At 66.9% G+C, this 16,877-nt stretch carries 21 protein-coding genes; 19 read left to right on the forward strand and 2 right to left on the reverse strand.

From position 1 onward, the window contains the following. Positions 1-41: 41 nt before the first annotated feature. Positions 42-455, reverse strand: a complete 414-nt coding sequence (locus tag H7X45_RS13385) for a PRC-barrel domain-containing protein (RefSeq protein ID WP_187335276.1) — start codon at positions 453-455, stop codon at positions 42-44. A gap of 248 nt (positions 456-703) precedes the next feature. Here H7X45_RS13385 and H7X45_RS13390 point away from each other — a divergent pair, with 248 nt between their 5' ends. From H7X45_RS13390 to gp17, 9 genes are all read left to right on the forward strand, one after another. Continuing rightward, positions 704-1,204, forward strand: a complete 501-nt coding sequence (locus H7X45_RS13390) for a hypothetical protein (RefSeq protein ID WP_187335277.1) — start codon at positions 704-706, stop codon at positions 1,202-1,204. Beyond that, entirely contained in the window at positions 1,201-2,568 is a 1,368-nt protein-coding gene (locus H7X45_RS13395) for a DNA-packaging protein (protein WP_187335278.1), read from the forward strand. The genes H7X45_RS13390 and H7X45_RS13395 overlap by 4 nt, the downstream gene beginning before the upstream one ends. A 43-nt stretch (positions 2,569-2,611) precedes the next feature. Continuing rightward, positions 2,612-3,760, forward strand: a complete 1,149-nt coding sequence (locus H7X45_RS13400; protein ID WP_187335279.1) for a phage portal protein — start codon at positions 2,612-2,614, stop codon at positions 3,758-3,760. Then, on the forward strand, positions 3,757-4,065 hold the full coding sequence (locus H7X45_RS13405; RefSeq protein ID WP_187335280.1) for a DUF6127 family protein: 309 nt from the start codon (positions 3,757-3,759) through the stop codon (positions 4,063-4,065). The genes H7X45_RS13400 and H7X45_RS13405 overlap by 4 nt, the downstream gene beginning before the upstream one ends. Continuing rightward, positions 4,062-4,571, forward strand: coding sequence for an HK97 family phage prohead protease (locus tag H7X45_RS13410; protein WP_187335281.1), 510 nt, complete (start codon positions 4,062-4,064; stop codon positions 4,569-4,571). Before H7X45_RS13405 ends, H7X45_RS13410 begins: the two co-directional genes overlap by 4 nt. An 82-nt stretch (positions 4,572-4,653) precedes the next feature. Continuing rightward, positions 4,654-5,877, forward strand: coding sequence for a phage major capsid protein (locus H7X45_RS13415; protein WP_187335282.1), 1,224 nt, complete (start codon positions 4,654-4,656; stop codon positions 5,875-5,877). A 215-nt stretch (positions 5,878-6,092) separates the two neighbouring features. Next, the gene (locus H7X45_RS13420; RefSeq protein ID WP_187335283.1) at positions 6,093-6,632 is read left to right on the forward strand and encodes a head-tail connector protein; all 540 of its coding nucleotides are present in this window, start codon (positions 6,093-6,095) and stop codon (positions 6,630-6,632) included. Positions 6,633-6,643: 11 nt separating this feature from the next. Further along, positions 6,644-6,880 (forward strand): hypothetical protein, encoded by a 237-nt coding sequence (locus H7X45_RS13425; RefSeq protein ID WP_187335284.1) that lies wholly within the window; start codon positions 6,644-6,646, stop codon positions 6,878-6,880. Then, entirely contained in the window at positions 6,877-7,263 is a 387-nt protein-coding gene (gene gp17, locus H7X45_RS13430; RefSeq protein ID WP_187335285.1) for a tail completion protein gp17, read from the forward strand. The genes H7X45_RS13425 and gp17 overlap by 4 nt, the downstream gene beginning before the upstream one ends. Positions 7,264-7,296: 33 nt before the next feature. Here the strand turns inward: gp17 and H7X45_RS13435 are convergent, their stop codons facing one another. Further along, complete coding sequence (locus H7X45_RS13435) at positions 7,297-7,566, reverse strand: hypothetical protein (RefSeq protein ID WP_187335286.1); 270 nt, start codon at positions 7,564-7,566, stop codon at positions 7,297-7,299. A 51-nt stretch (positions 7,567-7,617) separates the two neighbouring features. Here H7X45_RS13435 and H7X45_RS13440 point away from each other — a divergent pair, with 51 nt between their 5' ends. The 10 genes from H7X45_RS13440 (at position 7,618) to H7X45_RS13485 (ending at position 16,546) form a co-directional block, all read left to right on the forward strand. Further along, positions 7,618-8,025, forward strand: a complete 408-nt coding sequence (locus tag H7X45_RS13440; protein ID WP_187335287.1) for a phage major tail protein, TP901-1 family — start codon at positions 7,618-7,620, stop codon at positions 8,023-8,025. Then, on the forward strand, positions 8,022-8,336 hold the full coding sequence (locus tag H7X45_RS13445) for a gene transfer agent family protein (RefSeq protein ID WP_187335288.1): 315 nt from the start codon (positions 8,022-8,024) through the stop codon (positions 8,334-8,336). Before H7X45_RS13440 ends, H7X45_RS13445 begins: the two co-directional genes overlap by 4 nt. 4 nt (positions 8,337-8,340) lie before the next feature. Next, positions 8,341-8,520, forward strand: coding sequence for a phage tail assembly chaperone (locus H7X45_RS13450; RefSeq protein ID WP_187335289.1), 180 nt, complete (start codon positions 8,341-8,343; stop codon positions 8,518-8,520). Next, on the forward strand, positions 8,513-9,079 hold the full coding sequence (locus H7X45_RS13455) for a tail tape measure protein (protein ID WP_187335290.1): 567 nt from the start codon (positions 8,513-8,515) through the stop codon (positions 9,077-9,079). The genes H7X45_RS13450 and H7X45_RS13455 overlap by 8 nt, the downstream gene beginning before the upstream one ends. Positions 9,080-9,105: 26 nt before the next feature. Beyond that, on the forward strand, positions 9,106-11,430 hold the full coding sequence (locus H7X45_RS13460) for a DUF2460 domain-containing protein (protein WP_187335291.1): 2,325 nt from the start codon (positions 9,106-9,108) through the stop codon (positions 11,428-11,430). Between the two features lie 4 nt (positions 11,431-11,434). After that, complete coding sequence (locus tag H7X45_RS13465) at positions 11,435-12,247, forward strand: DUF2163 domain-containing protein (protein WP_187335292.1); 813 nt, start codon at positions 11,435-11,437, stop codon at positions 12,245-12,247. After that, a complete protein-coding gene (locus H7X45_RS13470) occupies positions 12,247-12,648 on the forward strand; it encodes a peptidoglycan endopeptidase (protein ID WP_187335293.1) in 402 nt (133 codons plus the stop codon). The genes H7X45_RS13465 and H7X45_RS13470 overlap by 1 nt, the downstream gene beginning before the upstream one ends. Before the next feature lie 3 nt (positions 12,649-12,651). Then, positions 12,652-14,820, forward strand: coding sequence for a phage tail protein (locus H7X45_RS13475; RefSeq protein WP_187335294.1), 2,169 nt, complete (start codon positions 12,652-12,654; stop codon positions 14,818-14,820). 12 nt (positions 14,821-14,832) lie between these two features. Then, a complete protein-coding gene (locus tag H7X45_RS13480) occupies positions 14,833-15,288 on the forward strand; it encodes a DUF2793 domain-containing protein (protein ID WP_187335295.1) in 456 nt (151 codons plus the stop codon). 157 nt (positions 15,289-15,445) lie between these two features. Then, positions 15,446-16,546: an OmpA family protein gene (locus tag H7X45_RS13485; protein WP_187335296.1), complete on the forward strand. Its 1,101-nt coding sequence runs from the start codon at positions 15,446-15,448 to the stop codon at positions 16,544-16,546. The last annotated feature ends 331 nt before the right edge of the window (positions 16,547-16,877 follow it).

Here is a 16,877-nt window from a genome sequence, read left to right on the forward strand (position 1 = left end):
CTGCCCGCCGAAGCGATTGCCAAACTCAACGGGATTGGCGCTTAATACCAGTAAGGTGCCACGGAATAATAATCGTAGACGCGCTGCTGATAGGCCATGTCGAGCGCCAGCTCACGGCTCTCGTCGGTAAAGGTGGGGGCGTCGCGCAGTTCCTGTTTGCTTAGGCCCAGGCGATAACCGGCTAGGTTCACATCATAGGCGAACTTTTCCCAAGGGATCGAGTGCAGCTCACCGCCCAGGCCCAGAAATCCGCCGATCGAGACGACGATATCGGTCACCTTTCCGTCCGCCTTTTCGATTACCAACGAATGGACATGGCCCATATGATCGCCGTCCTCGCTGTAGACGGCAGTGCCCTCCACACGGTCGCTGGTGATAGCGTGGTGCCGCTGCGGCGGCGGCTGGATATCGTCCGGGGTGCGAGGGGTCTGCGGGGCGGTTTCGGCGTCGGTCATGGCGCTCTCCTTCGGCAAGAGGGCCGGGATGGTCCGGTCGATAGGAAAACGCGCAGAGGAGCACGCGGTTGCAGCCTTTTCCTCCTACGGGAAAGGGGAAACTAACCCGAATGGTACAAATGGGTTGACATCGTCACGCTCTTTCGGTACATAAGAAGAACATCGAGATGAAGCGATTCGGGGCAGCGGCCTCCGTCCACCGGGCGGGGGCTTTTTTCATGCGCTCCGTCGGGGTTGGGAGGCACTGGATGAGCGAAGAATTGAGGATTGCGCCCATTGCGGGGCATCGGTTGCAGGCGCGCAGATCGCGAGAAGGCATCTGGACCCAAGAGAAGCGCCAACGGTTCTGCGATCATCTGGCAAACAGCTGCAACGTCGTGGACGCGCTGAAGGCCGTCGGAATGGGTTCGTCCGGCGCTTACCGGTTGCGCGTTCGCGATCCGGAGTTCGCAGAACAGTGGCTGTCGGCCCTTCGCGTTGGATATGATCGGCTGGAGGGGGCCCTGCTGAGGCGCGCTCTCCACCTTACCGGTGAAGCCGCTCAGGATTTTCCCGAAGACGGCGCGCCCTTTGCGGAGATGACCCTCGCCCAGGCGATGGACCTGCTCAACAAGCACCGCGGAACCGTTACCGGCGGCGCCTTTCGCGCGCAGGCTCAGGCTACGCAGATGCCGAGTAGCGAGGAGGTCGACCGGCTTATCATAGACAAGATCGCGATCGTGCGCCGCCAGATGAGGACGCGCAAATGAGCGTGGGCCGCCGCAGCGGACGAGCACCGGCCAACGCCCGGAAGAGCAGGCGCAGCCATAGTCCGGATGTGGTGATCCGTGCACTTGCCCGGCTCTCGCTGAAGCAGTTGGCGGCTGTGCTGCGTCGTCTACCGCTCAACCATCGCCGCGAGCTTGTGGGGCGGTGGAAGGGCTTCGAACATGACGGCCAACGCGCGCCCTGCGGCGACTGGCGGGTCTGGCTGATCCGCGCGGGCCGCGGGTTCGGGAAAACGCGAGCGGGCGCGGAATGGGTGAGCGAATATGCGCGGACCCATCCGGACGCGCAGATCGCGCTGGTCGGCGCCAATATCGAAGATGCGCGCCGCGTGATGGTGGAGGGGCGCAGCGGCGTGCTCGCCGTGGCGCGCTCCCACGAAAAGCCGCGCTGGAAGAAGGGGGCGGGCACGGTGCATTTCGATAGCGGCGCGGTGGCCACCATCTTCTCCGCCGAGACGCCCGAGGCGCTGCGCGGACCCGAACACCACGCCGCCTGGTGCGACGAGCTGGCCAAATGGCGGCATGCCAAGCCCGTGTGGGACAATCTGATCCTGGGGCTCCGGCTCGGCGAGCGCCCGCAAGCGGTGGTCACGACCACACCGCGCAGCGTGCCGATCCTGCGCACGATCATGGCGATGGACGGGTTCGTCGAGACCCGCGGGGCCACGCGCGACAATCCGCATCTCTCTGCCCGCGTGGTGGCCGATCTGGAGGCGCAATATGGTACCAGCAATCTCGGGCGGCAGGAGCTGTCTGGTGATCTGATCGACGATGTCGAGGGCGCGCTGTGGAGCCGGGCGCTGCTGGAGGCGCGGCGATGTGCGCCGCCGGAGGAGACGATGCGCGTCGTGGTCGGTGTCGATCCGCCGGCGGGCGCGGGCGAGGGCGATGCCTGCGGGATCATCGTCGCCGCGCTGTTGCCGGGCGGGCGGGCCGTGGTGCTGGCCGATGCCAGCGTGGAGGGCGAGGGGCCGGCGGGCTGGGCCCGCGCCGTCGCTTCGGCTGCGCGCGAATGGGGCGCGGACCGGGTGATCGCGGAGGCAAACCAGGGCGGCGCGATGGTGGAGAGCGTGCTGCGCGCCGCCGACGCCGCGCTGCCGGTGCGTCTGGTCCACGCCAGCCGCGGCAAGGCGGCGCGCGCGGAGCCGGTCGCCGCGCTCTACGAGGCGGACAAGGTGCACCATGCCGGGCACTTTCCCGCGCTGGAGGACCAGCTTTGCGGCCTCATCGCGGGCGGCGGCTATGAAGGCCCCGGCCGCTCCCCGGACCGTGCCGACGCGCTCGTCTGGGCGATCACCGCGTTGCTGCTGAACCGGCGCGGCGAAGTGCAGGTGCGCGGGCTGTAATCAAATCCTCCCCGCGCCGGGGAGGATCAGAAAGGACATACTCATGACCATCCTCGATACCCTGCGCCTCGCCTTCAAGGGCGAGAGCGTGGCCGAGCGGCCGCGTCTGGCGCGCTGGTTCAACTCTCCCTGGGGCGCGGCCTTCACCGATGACGCGCCCTTTTCCTATGATGCTGCCGTGCGCGCCGGTTACGAGCGCAACCCCGTCGCCCAGCGCGCGGTGCGACTGGTGGCCGAGGGCGTAGGCGCCGCGCCGGTCGAGAGCGATACGCCCGGCCTCGCCGCGCTCGCGAATGCATCGAGCGCGGGCCAGCGCCTGTTCGAGACGGTGGCCGCGCAGCTGCTCCTGCATGGCAACGCTTTCGTGCAGATCCTGCGCGGGCCCGGCGGCGAGGCGGCGGAGCTGTTCGCGCTGCGGCCGGACCGCGTCACCATTGTTCCCGATGCGCGCGGCTGGCCCGCCGCCTTCCACTATTGCGCGGGCGATGCGGTGGAGGCGATCGACGCGATCGCCACCGACGGGCGGCCGCAAATCGTCCACATCAAGGGTTATCATCCGCTCGACGATCATTACGGCCTGGGCTGTCTCGGCGCGGCGGCGGAGGCGATCGGCCTGCACAACGCCGCCACCCGCTGGAACCGCGCACTGCTCGACAATGGCGCGCGGCCCAGCGGCGCGCTGGTTTACGATCCGGGCGACGGCTCCACCCTCTCGCCCGAACAGTTCGCGCGGCTGAAGGCCGAACTGGAGGGCGCCTATCAGGGCCCCGGCAATAGCGGGCGGCCCATGTTGCTGGAAGGCGGCCTCAGCTGGCAATCGATGGCGATGAGCCCGGCGGACATGGACTTCGCCGGGCTGAAGGAAGCCGCCGCGCGCGACATCGCGCTAGCCTTCGGGGTGCCGCCGATGCTGCTCGGGCTGCCGGGCGACAACAGCTATGCGAACTACCGCGAGGCGAACAAGGCGCTGTGGCGGCTCACCTTGCTGCCACTGGTGAGCACCATCTGCGAGGCGCTGAGCGAAGGGCTGGCCGACTGGTTTCCGGCGGCGGCGCTGACCGTCGCGGTCGACCGCGTGCCCGCGCTGTCTGAGGACCGCGAGCGGCTGTGGACCAGCGTGACGGCGGCCGATTTCCTCAGCCGCGAGGAAAAGCGGGAGTTGCTGGGGCTGACGGCGAAGGAGGCGGCATGATCACGAACGACATGCTCGCCGGCCTGGCGCTCGAGGCGCGGCGCGAGGGGATCGACGCGGTGACACTGCGCGCGATCGTGGAGGAAGCGAGCGATGCCGGGGCGGCCCGCGCGCTGGAACGGCTCGGCCTCGCGGACCCGCAGGCGCATGGCGACGTGCGCGAGCTGCGCCAGTTGCTCGACGCCTGGCGCGAGGCGAAGCGCGGCGCGCTGAAGGCCGGGCTCGACTGGCTGGTGAAGGCATTGATCGCGCTGATGCTGATCGGCATCGCCGTGCGCATCGGCGTGGGGGAGCTGGTGCGATGAGCTTTTGCAACCAAACCACATCCGTTCGCCCTGAGCTTGTCGAAGGGCCGTACTGTTTTGCCCGACAGAAGGACGGGGCTCCGACAGGCTCAGCCCGAACGGAAGAGGTCGTTCCCGGGGCCCTCCGCATCGCCGGATATGCTGCCATCTTCGGCATCGAGGATCGCGGCGGCGACATCATCGAACCCGGTGCCTTTGCCGCCACCCTCGCCGCGCAGCCATCGGACGGGCTCCCGCTTCTGTGGCAGCACGATCCGCTGCGTCGCATCGGCACCGTCACCTATGCCGCCGAGGATCGCAAGGGGCTGCGCGTTATCGCGCAGCTTACGCCCGAAGGCACCGCGCTCGCCCGCTGCGACTGGGGCGGCGGCCTCAGCTTCGGTTACCGCGCGCGGGCGAGCGTTGGCACCCGTCCCCGCCGCCTGCTCGCGCTGGATCTCGTCGAAGTCAGCCTGGTCCGCCTGCCGATGCAGGCGCTGGCGCGGGTGCATCGTTTGAGCGGCTGAGGGTGTTCTTATCCGTCGCTCCCCACGCCGCCTCAGGGCGGCTTTTTTGTGTCCAAAATCCACCCCGAGAAAAGGAAATCCCATGGATATCATGACCACCAATGCCGCGCCGCAGTCTACGGTGACGCCTGCCGCCGATCCGCTGGAGGCTTCGTTCGACGCGGTGCTGCGCGCCGATGAGCATGAAGCAAAGATTGCGGGCCTGCGCACCGATGTCGATCAGTTGAAAAGCGATGTCGGCGGGCTGCGATCGCGCATGGACAAGGTGGCCGCCGCTGCCGCGCGTCCGGTGCTCGCCTCCACCGTCGCGGGCGAGGGCGGCGAAGCGCCGGTTTCCGCCGCGCCCGAGGTGAAGAGTTTTATCGAGGGCTATTTGCGGCGCGGGCGGGAGACGGAGGTGAAGTCGCTTTCCTCCGCTTCGGGTCCGGAGGGCGGCTATGCGGTGCCCCGCCAGATCGATGCGCTGATCGGGCGGAGCTTGCTCGATATCTCGCCGATCCGCGCCATCGCCACCGTGGTGCAGACCGGCACCGCAGGCTATCGCAAGCTGGTGACCACCGGCGGCACGCCGTCGGGCTGGGTGAGCGAGACGGCGGGGCGGCCCGCCACGGCCACGCCGGATTTTGCCGAAATCGCCCCGCCGACCGGCGAGCTTTACGCCAATCCCGCCGCAACCCAGGCGATGCTCGACGATGCGGCGTTCGACGTGCAGGCTTGGCTGGCGGACGAGATCGCCCGCGAGTTCGCCCGGGCCGAGGGCGCGGCGTTCGTGAACGGCAGCGGGGTGAACCAACCGCGCGGCTTCCTGTCGGTCAGCATGACCGACGAGCCGGATGACGTGCGCGCCTTCGGGGAGCTGCAATATGTCCCCAGCGGTTCGTCCGGCAGCTTCGGCGGTACCAATCCGGAAGATGCGCTGGTCGATCTGGTCCATGCCCTGCGGCCTGCCTACCGGCAAGGCGCGGCGTTCGTGATGAACTCGGCCACGCTGGCGCGCATCCGCAAGTTCAAGACGGCGGACGGCGCGTTCCTGTGGCAGCCCTCGCTCGCCGCGGGGCGGCCGGACACGCTGCTCGGCTATCCGCTGGTGGAGGCGGAGGACATGCCGGACATCGCCGCCGACGCGCCCGCCATCGCCTTCGGCAATTTCCGCGAAGGCTATCTGATCGCGGAGCGCAGCGCGACGAGCATCCTGCGCGATCCCTTCACCAACAAACCGTTCGTGCACTTCTACGCGACGAAGCGCGTGGGCGGTCAGGCGATGAATGCCGAGGCGATCAAAGTGCTGAAGTTCAGCGCTTCGTAAACGCCATATCCTCCCCTCGCTCCGGCGAGGGGAGGGGGACCGTTTGCCGAAGGCAAATGGTGGAGGGGCCATAGCGCTCCGATCCGATCGCACTTAGCGGTGCCGGGCGGTCCTGCCGGCCCCTCCATCCCTCGACTGCGTCGAGCGGTCCCCCTCCCCGAGCCATGCTCGGGGAGGATTTTTTATGTTCCACCTACCCGAAAGGAGCCAAGCTGATGGGCCTCGTCACCAGCACACCGCCCGATCTCGGCCCCGCCGCGCTGGCCGCGCTGAAGCAATATCTGCGCATCACCATCGATGGCGAGGATGCCGCGCTGACCGAGCAACTGCGCAGCGCCTATGAGCAGTGCGAATGCTTTCTCGGCACCACGCTGATCCTGCGCGATTATGCCGAGTTGCTCACCGCTGGTTCCGGCTGGCAGACGCTGACGCATCGGCCCGTGCTGTCGATCGAGACGGTCGACGGGCTGCTCGCGGAAGGATCGGATATCGCGCTGCCGGTCGATGCCTATGCGATCGACATTGCCGCGGACGGCGGCGGGCGTATCCGGATCGAGCGGCCGGGTGCTGCCGGGAGGGTGCGCGTCCATTACAGCGCGGGAATTGCCGGCCATTGGGAGGGCGTGCCCGAAACGCTGCGGCAGGGCATCGTGCGGTTGGCGGCGTTCGGCTATTCGGAGCGCTCGGCGCAAGCAGCCGTCCCCGCTGCCGTCACGGCCTTGTGGCGGCCCTGGCGCCGGGTGGCGATCGCATGAAGGCGGGGCGCATGAGCGGGCTTGCTGGAAGCGGGCGCGCGGCACAGGCGCTGCTGCGGCGCGGTGCGGCGATGGCGGCGCGGCGAGCCGAGCGGCGCGCAGCGCTGCTGGCGCAGATCTATGGCGATGCGCTGCCCGATGCGCAGGTGTCGCGCGATGCGCGCGGCGTGACCGTGAAGGCGCGCGGGTTGCTCGCAAGGTTCATGCGCGATGCACGGCTGCGCTGGCCCGGCGGGTGGCTGCGATGAGCGCCGCGACCTTGCTGCGTGAGGCTGCCTTGGCCGCGCTGCGTGCCGATCCGCTGCTGAGCGCGCGGCTGAACGGCGTCTACGACAGCGTGCCTCCCGGCGCGCAGCCGCCCTTCACCTATCTGCCCGATATCCTGTCGGTCGATTGGGGCACCAAGACCGCGCGGGGCCGCGAGCTGCGGCTCGGCGTCATGGTTGAAGCTCCCGAGGCGAAAGCGCTGCCGGACCTGGCGGACGCCGCCGAAGCCGCGATCCTCGCGCTGCCGCCGGACCTGCCCGGCTGGCGCATCGCCAGCTGCGTGTATCTGCGCAGCCTTGCGAGCGATGAGGGCAAGCAGCGCCGCCGCCTGATCGAATTTCGGGTGCGGATGCTGGAAGGTTGACGCGGCCGAACGCCAAGCCAGCCGCAGCGGACCTTATTCCGCCGGTTCGGCGGGCGCTTCGAGCTTGGGAGGCGCTTCGCAAAGCTCCGGCACCTTTTCGCCGGCGTCCGCCTTCTCGTCGAGCACCGCCTGCGCGGCGAAAACGCCTTGTGCCTTGGCTGCTTCGCTCTGCCCGAGAACGGGCACGATGCGCTCTGCGGGTACGCAGGATCGGATCGTCGTCGGTTCCGGCTGCGGGGCGGGCTCGGGCGCTTCTTGAGCACCAGCGGCGGCGAGCGCGCTCGCCATCAGAAAAATCATCATTTCGTCATCCTCTTGGTGACGGACTTAGCCGAAAATCGAAGGAGAACCAATATGCCGGCCGAAAAGGGCAGTGCCTTTCTACTCAAGATCGGCGATGGGGCGGCGAGCCCCGCTTACGCCACCATCGCGGGTCTGCGCACCACGCAGCTGTCGATCAATGGCGAGGCGGTGAACGTCACCAGCAAGGATAGCGGTGGCTGGCGTGAGCTGCTGTCGGGCGCGGGCGTACGCTCCGTCAGCGTTTCGGGCGCGGGTATTTTCACCGGCTCGGACGCCGAAACGCGGCTGCGCGCCCACGCGCTGGGCGGCGTGATCGACGACTATGAACTGAGGTTCGAGAGCGGCGAACGGATGCGCGGGCGGTTCCTGGTCAGCCGCCTCGATTATGCCGGCGATTATAATGGCGAGCGCAATTACACGCTGAGCCTGGAAAGCTCCGGCGCGGTAGCGAGCTTGTGAGCGTGGCGGCAAACCCCGCGCGGGGCGAAGCTTCGGTGCGTATCGGGGGCGAAGCGTTGCGACTGCGCCCGAGCTTTGCCGCGCTGGTGGCGGCGGAGGAAGAACTCGGCCCGCTGTTCGCGCTGGTCGAGCGCGCCGCGGCGGGGGAGCTTCGGCTCGGTGAACTGGCCGCGCTGTTCTGGCATTGCCTGGCCGATGGGCCGGAGAGCCTCACCCGCGAACGCTTCGGCGAGGCGTTGGCGGAGGCGGGCCTTGCCGCGCTGACCCCGGCGCTCCGCGTGCTGCTGAAGCAGATCTTGCAGGGGCGGTGAGGGGGTGACCTTCGCCGACAGTGCCCTGCGCTTGTCCGCGCTCGCCGCGCACTGGCTTCACTGGCGGCCGGATGATTTCTGGACGGCAACGCCTGCCGAACTGGCAGCCATCCTTTTGCCGCCCGGCGAAACGCATGCGCCGCCCGATCTCGACGATCTGATGGAAAGATTTCCCGATGGATGAAGAACTGGAAACGCTGGTGATCGGCGTGCGCGCCGACACGCAAGGTTTTGCGCGTGATGTGCAGTCGATGCGCGCGCAGCTCGACGGGCCGATGGCGGACGGCATGGAGCGGGCGGGACGCGCCTTGGAACGCGGACTGAGCGCCGCCATCCGGCGTGGTCAGTTCGGTTTTGAGGAGCTGAAGGCCGTGGCGCTTTCCGTGCTGGACGAGATCGCCAGCGCCGCCATCCGCGCAGGCATCGGATCGCTGCTGGGGGGTTCGGGCGGGGGAGGCGCTGGCGCGGCGCTCGGCGGTATTGTCGGTCAACTGCTCGGCGCGCCGGGCCGTGCGACCGGCGGACCGGTGTCGCCCGGCCGGGCTTACCGCGTGGGCGAGCGCGGGCCGGAATGGTTCGTGCCGACAACCAGCGGGCGGGTCGAGGCGACAGGTGCCGCCGCGCCCGCGCCCGTGGTGAACCTCACCGTCCACATCGCCGATCGTGCGGGCAGCGCCCCGCAAGCGCTGCAACGTTCCAGCCGCCAGGTGGCGCAGGCAGTGAAGCGCGCGCTCGAGGCTTAGAAACGCCATTTTCGGGAGAAATCCTCATGCCCCACTGGCTGGCCCGCCCGGACCATGCTGCCGCGGTAGAGCAGGGCCATATGGCCCGCTTCGATGCGCGGTTCTGGACGGTCAATTTTCCGCGCCCGATGATGGCGTCCACCGTCACCACCGGCCCCGGTGCGCTGCGCGTCGATGCGGTGTTCTATAATAGCGACGACCTCGCCGGGTTGATTTGGGAGAGCGAGGATCGCTGGGACCATCCGCTGCTCGCCTATGAAACGGTGCGCGATTATTCGCGGCTGACGCTGCGCTTCCATTGGCGCTCCACCGGCCTGATGCCGCTCGATGCGATCAACGGGCCGACGTTGACGATCGAGGGGCGCGATGCGGCGGGAAGCCCGCGCAGCTGGTATGTGCGCCTGTGGAACTATGCCGTCGGCACGGCGCAGGACGCGGCCATCACGCTGCCGTTCCAGACGCTGGCGGGCGGTTTCCTGCTGCCGGGAGAGGCCGATCCGGTGTATCCCAAGGACATCGACCGGATGTTCATCTCGCTGGTGCCGCCGGGCTATACCGGCGAGGCGGGGCGGCTTGTCCAGCCTGCCGAGGCGCGGGTGGAGATCAGCGATATCGCCTGCGACGGTGAGCGCGCGGTGATCGGCATCGCCGATGCCATGCTGCCCGAACATGCGCTGCGCATGGCGACGGGTTATGACGATGCGTACAATCAGAGCCCCGAGCGGCTGCTGCGCCAAATCCGGGCGCTCGGCTATCGCGGGATCATCAACCATTATGTCGGAATGAGCCATTATTTCCGGCTCGAGAGCAGCGGGCCGGGACTCTATGTTTCGCTGGCCGGCGGCACGCTCAATGCCCCGTGCAGCGCCTGGCACCGCGACTTCGTAGGCCGCGCCCTGGCGATGGGGTTCGAGACGATATTCTCGCTCAGCTTCGAACTGTTCGACGCGCATTGCTGGAACGACTGGAAGCAGCGCGCAGAAAATGGCGATCCGGCGCTCACCGGCTGGGAGCCGCCGTCCACTTTGCTCTCGCCCGCGCATGGCGGCGCGATGGGCTATCTGCGCGCCGTGGGCCGCGCCTTTGCCGCGATCCAGCGCGATGCAGGGCAGGCGGTGCGCTTCCAGATCGGCGAGCCATGGTGGTGGATCATGCCGGACAGGCGCATCTGCCTGTACGATGCGGCGGCGTGGAATGCCTTCGGCAGCGATATCGTCTCGATCCCGTCGATCGACGGCGCGAAGACGGCGGCGCAGCAGGCGATGCTTGACCGCGCGGGAGAAATGCTGGCCGATGCCACCGCCGCACTGGCCGATGCGGTACGGGATGAGGCGGGCAGCGCAGGGGCCACGCTCTATCTGCTGGTCTATCTGCCCACCGTGCTGGACGCTGCCGCCCCCGATGCCCGGCGCGCCAATGTGCCGATCGGCTGGTCCGCCCCGGCCTTCGATGTCCTCCAGTTGGAGGATTATGACTGGACCGTCGCCGCCAACCATGCCGGCACTGAAAGCGGCGTCGCCGCGATGACTGCGCGGCTCGGCTATCCGCTGGCCGCGCAGGAGTTTTTCGCGGGCTTTGTGCTGAAACCGGAAGACGCGCCGCAATGGCAGGCCATCGCCCGCGCGATCGATCTGGCCGAGGCGCGCACGCCGGGCCGCAACTATGTCTGGGCGCTGCCGCAGGTGGCGCGCGACGGCTTCACCTATTTTCAGCTGGAGGAGGACGCCATGCGCGGCTTCGATGATGTGCGCTTTCCGATCGCAATCGGGCGGCACGCCACAGTCACGTCGGAATTTTCGACCGGTATCGTCACCACGCTCTCCGGGCGCGAACGCCGGACGAGCGACTGGGCCGATGCGCGGCTCGCCTTCGATGCCGGGCCGGGGGTGCGCAGCGATGCCGATGCTGCGGAGCTAATCGCCTTTTTCCGCGCGCGGCGCGGCGCGGCGATCGGCTTTCGCTTCACCGATCCCAGCGACAGCAGCTCCGCCGGGATGAATGATGAGCCGGGTCCGTTCGATCAGCGCATCGGCACCGGCGATGGGCTGGCGACCGACTTTCCGTTGGTGAAGATTTATGGCGCGGGGGAGGCGGAGCAGCAGCGGCGGATCACGCGCCCCGTCGCGGGCACGCTGCGCGCCGGCATCGGCGGCGTGGAAACGCAGGGCTTCACGGTGCAGCCGCTCGGGTTCTTACGCTTCGACACGCCGCCGTCGGATGGGGCCGCAATCACCGCGGGCTTCCGCTTCGACGTTCCCGTGCGCTTCGCCGAAGACCGCCTCGATATCGCCAACGCCACCCACGGTGCCGCCGATATCGCCAGCGTGCCGCTGATTGAGGTGAAGGAGTAAGGCCATGCTCCACTGGCTCGACGAACCATGCGCCACCACGGCTTATGCCTGGACGATGATCCGGCGGGACGGGGTGGCGCTGGGTTTTACATCGCATGATCGCGATCTGGTGATCGACGGGCTGCTGCACCGGGCGGGACCCGGCATGGTGCCGAGCGCGATCGTTGAGACCGCGAAACTGGAAGGCGATGGGCTCGATATCGACGGCGGGCTCAGCAGCACTGCGATCAGCGAGGCCGATCTGGACGCGGGGCGCTGGGACGGGGCCACGCTCGAAATACAGCTGGTCGACTGGACCGACACCGCGAACCGCCGCTCGCTTGCCAAGGGTGAGCTGGGAGAACTCAGCCGCAGCGGCGGGGCGTTTAGGGCGGAGCTGCGCGGCCCGGCCGCCGCGCTGGACCGGCCGGTGGCACCGCGCACATCGCCCGGCTGCCGCGCCGTCTTTGCTGGTCCCGAATGCGGGCTCGATCCGGCGCAGTACACGCGCGAATTTCAGGTTACGGTAGCGCAGGACGAACGGCTGGAGATTGCAGGACTGCCCGACGGCGCGCGCTATCGCTTCGGGCGGCTGCGCTTCCTTTCCGGCGCTGCATGCGGACTGAACCACGATATCGCCGACGGGTCGGGCGCTGTGATCTGGCTGGCGGAGCCGCCTCGGCTGCCGCTCGCCCCGGGGGTGCGCGTGGCACTGATCGAAGGCTGCGACCGGTCGATCGGCACCTGCGCGGGCCGTTTCGGCAATGCCGTCAACTTCCGCGGCGAGCCGCCTCTGCCGGGCAATGATCTGCTTACCCGTTATCCGGGTGGGCGCTGATGAACCGGCAGGACATCTGCAACCGTGCCCTGGCATTGGTCGGCACACGCTTCCGGATTGGCGGGCGCGACCGCGCGAGCGGGCTGGATTGCATCGGCCTTGCTGCGATGGCGCTAGGCCGGGAGCTGCCGCTGCCATCGGGCTATCGCTTGCAGGGCGCTTCTGCGGATCGCTGGCACCGCTGGTTTGACCGGCACCAGTTTATCAAAGTGAAGCGGGCGTCGGAGCCCGGCGATCTGGTGCTGGTGCGCGCAGGGCCGGTCCAGTTTCATCTGCTGATCGCGGTGCCGGACGGCTTCGTTCACGCCCATGCGGGCCTGCGCCATGTAGTGTTTTTACCCGGCGACCCCCTTTGGCCAATTGTTTCGGTCTGGCGCGCGCCGTTCATTTCCGGAGATTGACGCATGGCGACCATCGTCTTCAACGCCGTCGGCTTTGCGCTGGGCGGCCCGATCGGTGCTGCCCTCGGCAGCCTTGCCGGACGCGCGCTGGATCAGACCATATTCGGCGGGCCGAAGGGCAGGGAAGGGCCGCGTCTGAAGGAGCTGGACGTGCAAACGTCGAGCTATGGCAGCGAAATTCCGGCCATGTTCGGCACCATGCGCGTGGCGGGCACGGTAATCTGGGCAACGCCGCTCAACGAACATGTCAGCAGCGATGGCGGCGGCAAAAGTCGGCCGAGCCAGACCAATTACAGCTATAGCGCGAGCCTTGCGGTCGCGCTGTCTTCTCGCCCGGCGGCGCAGGTCGGGAGGATATGGGCGGACGGCAATCTGCTGCGCGGCGCGGGCGGGGATTTCAAGGTGGAAACCGGCTTTCGTTTCCACACCGGCCATGGCGATCAAACAGCAGACCCATTGATTGCGCAGGCGGAAGGAGCCGAGGCGCCGGCCTTTCGCGGAATTGCCTTTGCCGTGTTCGAGGATCTGCAGCTCGCCGATTACGGCAACCGCATCCCGTCGCTGAGCTTCGAGCTGATCGAGCGCGACGGATCGGTGCGTCTGGTGGAGATCGCGCGAGAGGCGAGTGCGAGCTACGTGGACGGAGATGCCGGCGATCAGGTGGGCGGCTTCGCGCTGGCTGGCAGTGCGCGGGATGCCGTCTCTTTGATTGCCGAGAGCGCGGCCCTTCGTCTCTCCCGCGATATGGCCGGATACCGGTTCGATGACGAACCTGTTTCCATCGGCAGTGCGGGAGACCCGGTCATCGCGATCGGGCGTGAAGCCGTAGACAGGCCGCAGCGCAGCCGCGCGCCGCTCGCTAATTTTCCGGCGGCGGTGGAGCTTCGCTATTATGACCCCGCGCGGGACTATCAGGCGGGATTGCAACGTGCGCGGCGATCCGGAGGCGGGCAAGACGTGCGGCGGCTCGATTTTCCGGCGGCCATGGACGCGGACGGGGCCGCGAAGCTGGCGGAAACACTTGCCCGGCGCTCTGGCGCGGAGCGTGAGCAACTGCGTATCGCCGTACCTTATGGCGAGCAGGAGCCACGCGCCGGGCGCACGCTGGCGTTTGGCGGAGCAATCTGGGCTATCACCGAAGTCGAGCACCGCCGCGGTGCGATGATGCTCACCGCACGCGCGTTGGGAGCACGCACTCCAATCACTGCAACGGCGGTTCCCGGTCGTGCGATCCGAGAGGTGGACGAGGTGCACGGGCCGACAACGCTGCGATTGGTGGAGTTGCCCGATATCACCCGACGTGGCGTGGACCGACCGTTTGTCGCCGTCGCCGCCAATGGCGCGCAGGCGGGTTGGCGGCGCGCTGCGCTGTCGATCGGCCCGTCGATCGATGCGCTGCGACCAATCGGCCCGACTTCGCCCGCCGCCGTGATGGGCGTACTCGAAACCCCGCTTGCGCGCGGCAGTTTCGGCCTAGTTGATGTCAGGCAAACCGTGATCATCCATTTGATCCGGGACGACCTTGCCCTCCGTGACGCTGACCCCCAGGCGCTTTTTACAGGCGCTAATCTCGCATCCATTGGAGGTGAAGTCGTCCAGTTCGAGCGTGCCGTCGCGCTGGGCGGCGGGCGTTACCGGATCGAGCGTCTCCATCGCGGCCTTTTCGGGAGTGCGGCGAATGGAGCGACAGTGGGTGCGGTTTTCCTGCTTCTGGAGATTGGCAGAATGCGGTTGCTGGACGAACCGGAGATTGCTGCCGGATTGCCGCTCGTCGCCACCGCGGTTGGCGTGGGCGATACAACCCCGGCCGTCGAACGGCTGACGTTGGATGGCCGCGCGACCTTACCACTCGCGCCCGTACATTTGACCGCAATATCGCAGGCCGACGGGGCTTTGAACATCGGTTGGGTCCGTCGCTCGCGCATCGGTGCCGACTGGTCGCTCCAGGTGGAACCACCGCTTGGCGAGGATGTGGAGCGCTATCGGATTGCGATCAGCGGGGCCGGTGGCGTCTCTCTTGTCGATGATGAGTGCGCCGGGCCGGCTTATGCGATCGCGTCAGCTACCGTCGTGGCGTGGCGCGAGCATGGGCGTTCGCCGATTAGGATCGCGGTGCGCCAGATCGGGCGCCACGGGCCTTCTACCGCTGCTGAATTCACCTACCCTCTCTAAACGGAGATTATCATGACCGAACTGGCCAGTAGCCGTTTCGCCCTTCCTTTCCTGGCCTTGGCCCAAGCGCAGAAGGAGACGACGCATAACGAGGCGCTCGCGCTGATCGATATGCTGCTCCACCCGGTTTGCGAGGGAATCGCCGATGACCCTTCAATGCTCATGCCGCAACCGGGCCAATGCTGGTGTGTCGGTGCGCAAGCTTCCGGAGTCTGGAGCGGGCATGCGAACCATTTGGCCGGCTGGACTGCGGGCGGGTGGCGGTTTGCAGCGCCGGTCGAGTCCATGCGCCTTTTCGATCGCTCGTCAGGCGGATCGCTCGTTTACCGGGGCGGGGCATGGTTGGCAGCGGATCATATCGCCCTGCCGTCGGGCGGATCGGTTATTGATGTCGAAGCGCGCGATTCGCTGGCGGCTCTTGTTACGGTCTTGGAACGAGCCGGGATTGTTATTGCTACGATTTCGTAATGATCGCGGCATGACCTGACATGATTTTTGCCCAGGAGGAGCGGAAAAAGTAGACATTTTCGCAACAGTGGGAACCAATGCCCGCTTGCGCCCGTTGCAGCGTCCGGATAGTAGATAACTACCGAATTTAGTTCCTAAATAGATAGAGGGGAATTTAATGCGTAAGCTTGCAATAGGTGTGGCGCTTGCCACCACCGCGCTCACGCCTGCCATGGCGCGTGACGGCGCGTGGTATGCCGGCGTTGAAGGCGGGCCCATGCTCGTCGAAGACACCGACTTCGACGTGAACGGTGTCAACGACGATCTGACGATCGATCATGATTACGGTTACAACTTCGACGGCATCGTCGGTTACGACTTTGGCGCGTTCCGTATCGAAGCTGAAGTTGGTTATCAGCGCGCTGATGCTGATCAAGTCCTTACGGGTTCCCAGGCAGTGCTTGGTGGCAACCTCCCGGCAGGTTCGATCAGCGATGCTAACGGGTACACCGATGCGCTTAGCTTCATGCTGAACGGCATGCTGGACTTCGGCGAAGACGACGGCATTCAGGGCTTCGTCGGCGGCGGTGCTGGTGTTGCTCGCGTCAAGCAGGTTGCAACCATCGCGAACACGTTCGTTGATGATTCCGACACCGGTTTTGCTTGGCAGGCCATCGCGGGCGTTCGCGCTCCGCTGACCACCAACATCGACGTGGGCCTGAAGTATAAGTTCTTCAATGTTCCCAATGTGGATCTGGTGAGCAACTTTGGCGACACTTATGAAGGTCGCTATCGTTCGCACAGCATTCTCGGCAGCCTGATCTTCAACTTCGGCGCTCCTGAGCCCGTGGTTGCGCCGCCGCCGCCCCCGCCGCCGGCAGCAGCTCCGCCGCCGCCCCCGCCGCCCCCGCCGCCGGCTGCAGTGGCCTGCAACGAGGGTCCGTATCTGGTGTTCTTCGACTGGGATAAGTCGAACATCCGTCCGGACGCGGCTACCGTGCTCGACAACGCGGTTGCTCAGTATGCCAACTGTGGTTCGGCGCGCGTCATGCTCGCTGGTTACACCGATACTTCGGGTACCGCACAGTACAACATCGGCCTGTCCGAGCGTCGTAACGCTTCGGTGCAGTCCTATCTGCAGTCGCGCGGCATCCCCGCTGCGCGTATCTCGAGCGAAGCATTCGGCGAAACGGACCTGCGCGTCCCGACCGCCGACGGCGTGCGCGAGCCGCAGAACCGTCGCGTTCGGATCACCTACGGCCCCGGCGCCGGTTACTGATCTCTCGCGATCCAAGCGAAAATGGGAAAGGGCTGGTCGGAAGACCGGCCCTTTTCTTTTTGTATCCGTAGTTCCGGATTATTGGCTCCTTCGCCACACATCTTGATCCGCTGCATTGGCGCGCCAGCCCACCATAATGGCGGTGTTCCATGCTGAGCGATGCTCCGGTCATGCTCAGCGCCTTACACAGTGCTGACTATGGATTTCAGCGGTTCTTCCAGCGGTGTCTCTTCTGCAGCGCTGCCCAAATCGTACATTGCTCGTGCACGGTCCTCCGCAGTTCAGTCAGAGCCGGCTGGCTTTCCTGAAAGCTGAACATCGAACGAGGCTT

It is taken from the genome of Novosphingopyxis iocasae (genome assembly GCF_014334095.1).
Lineage (GTDB): Bacteria > Pseudomonadota > Alphaproteobacteria > Sphingomonadales > Sphingomonadaceae > Novosphingopyxis > Novosphingopyxis iocasae.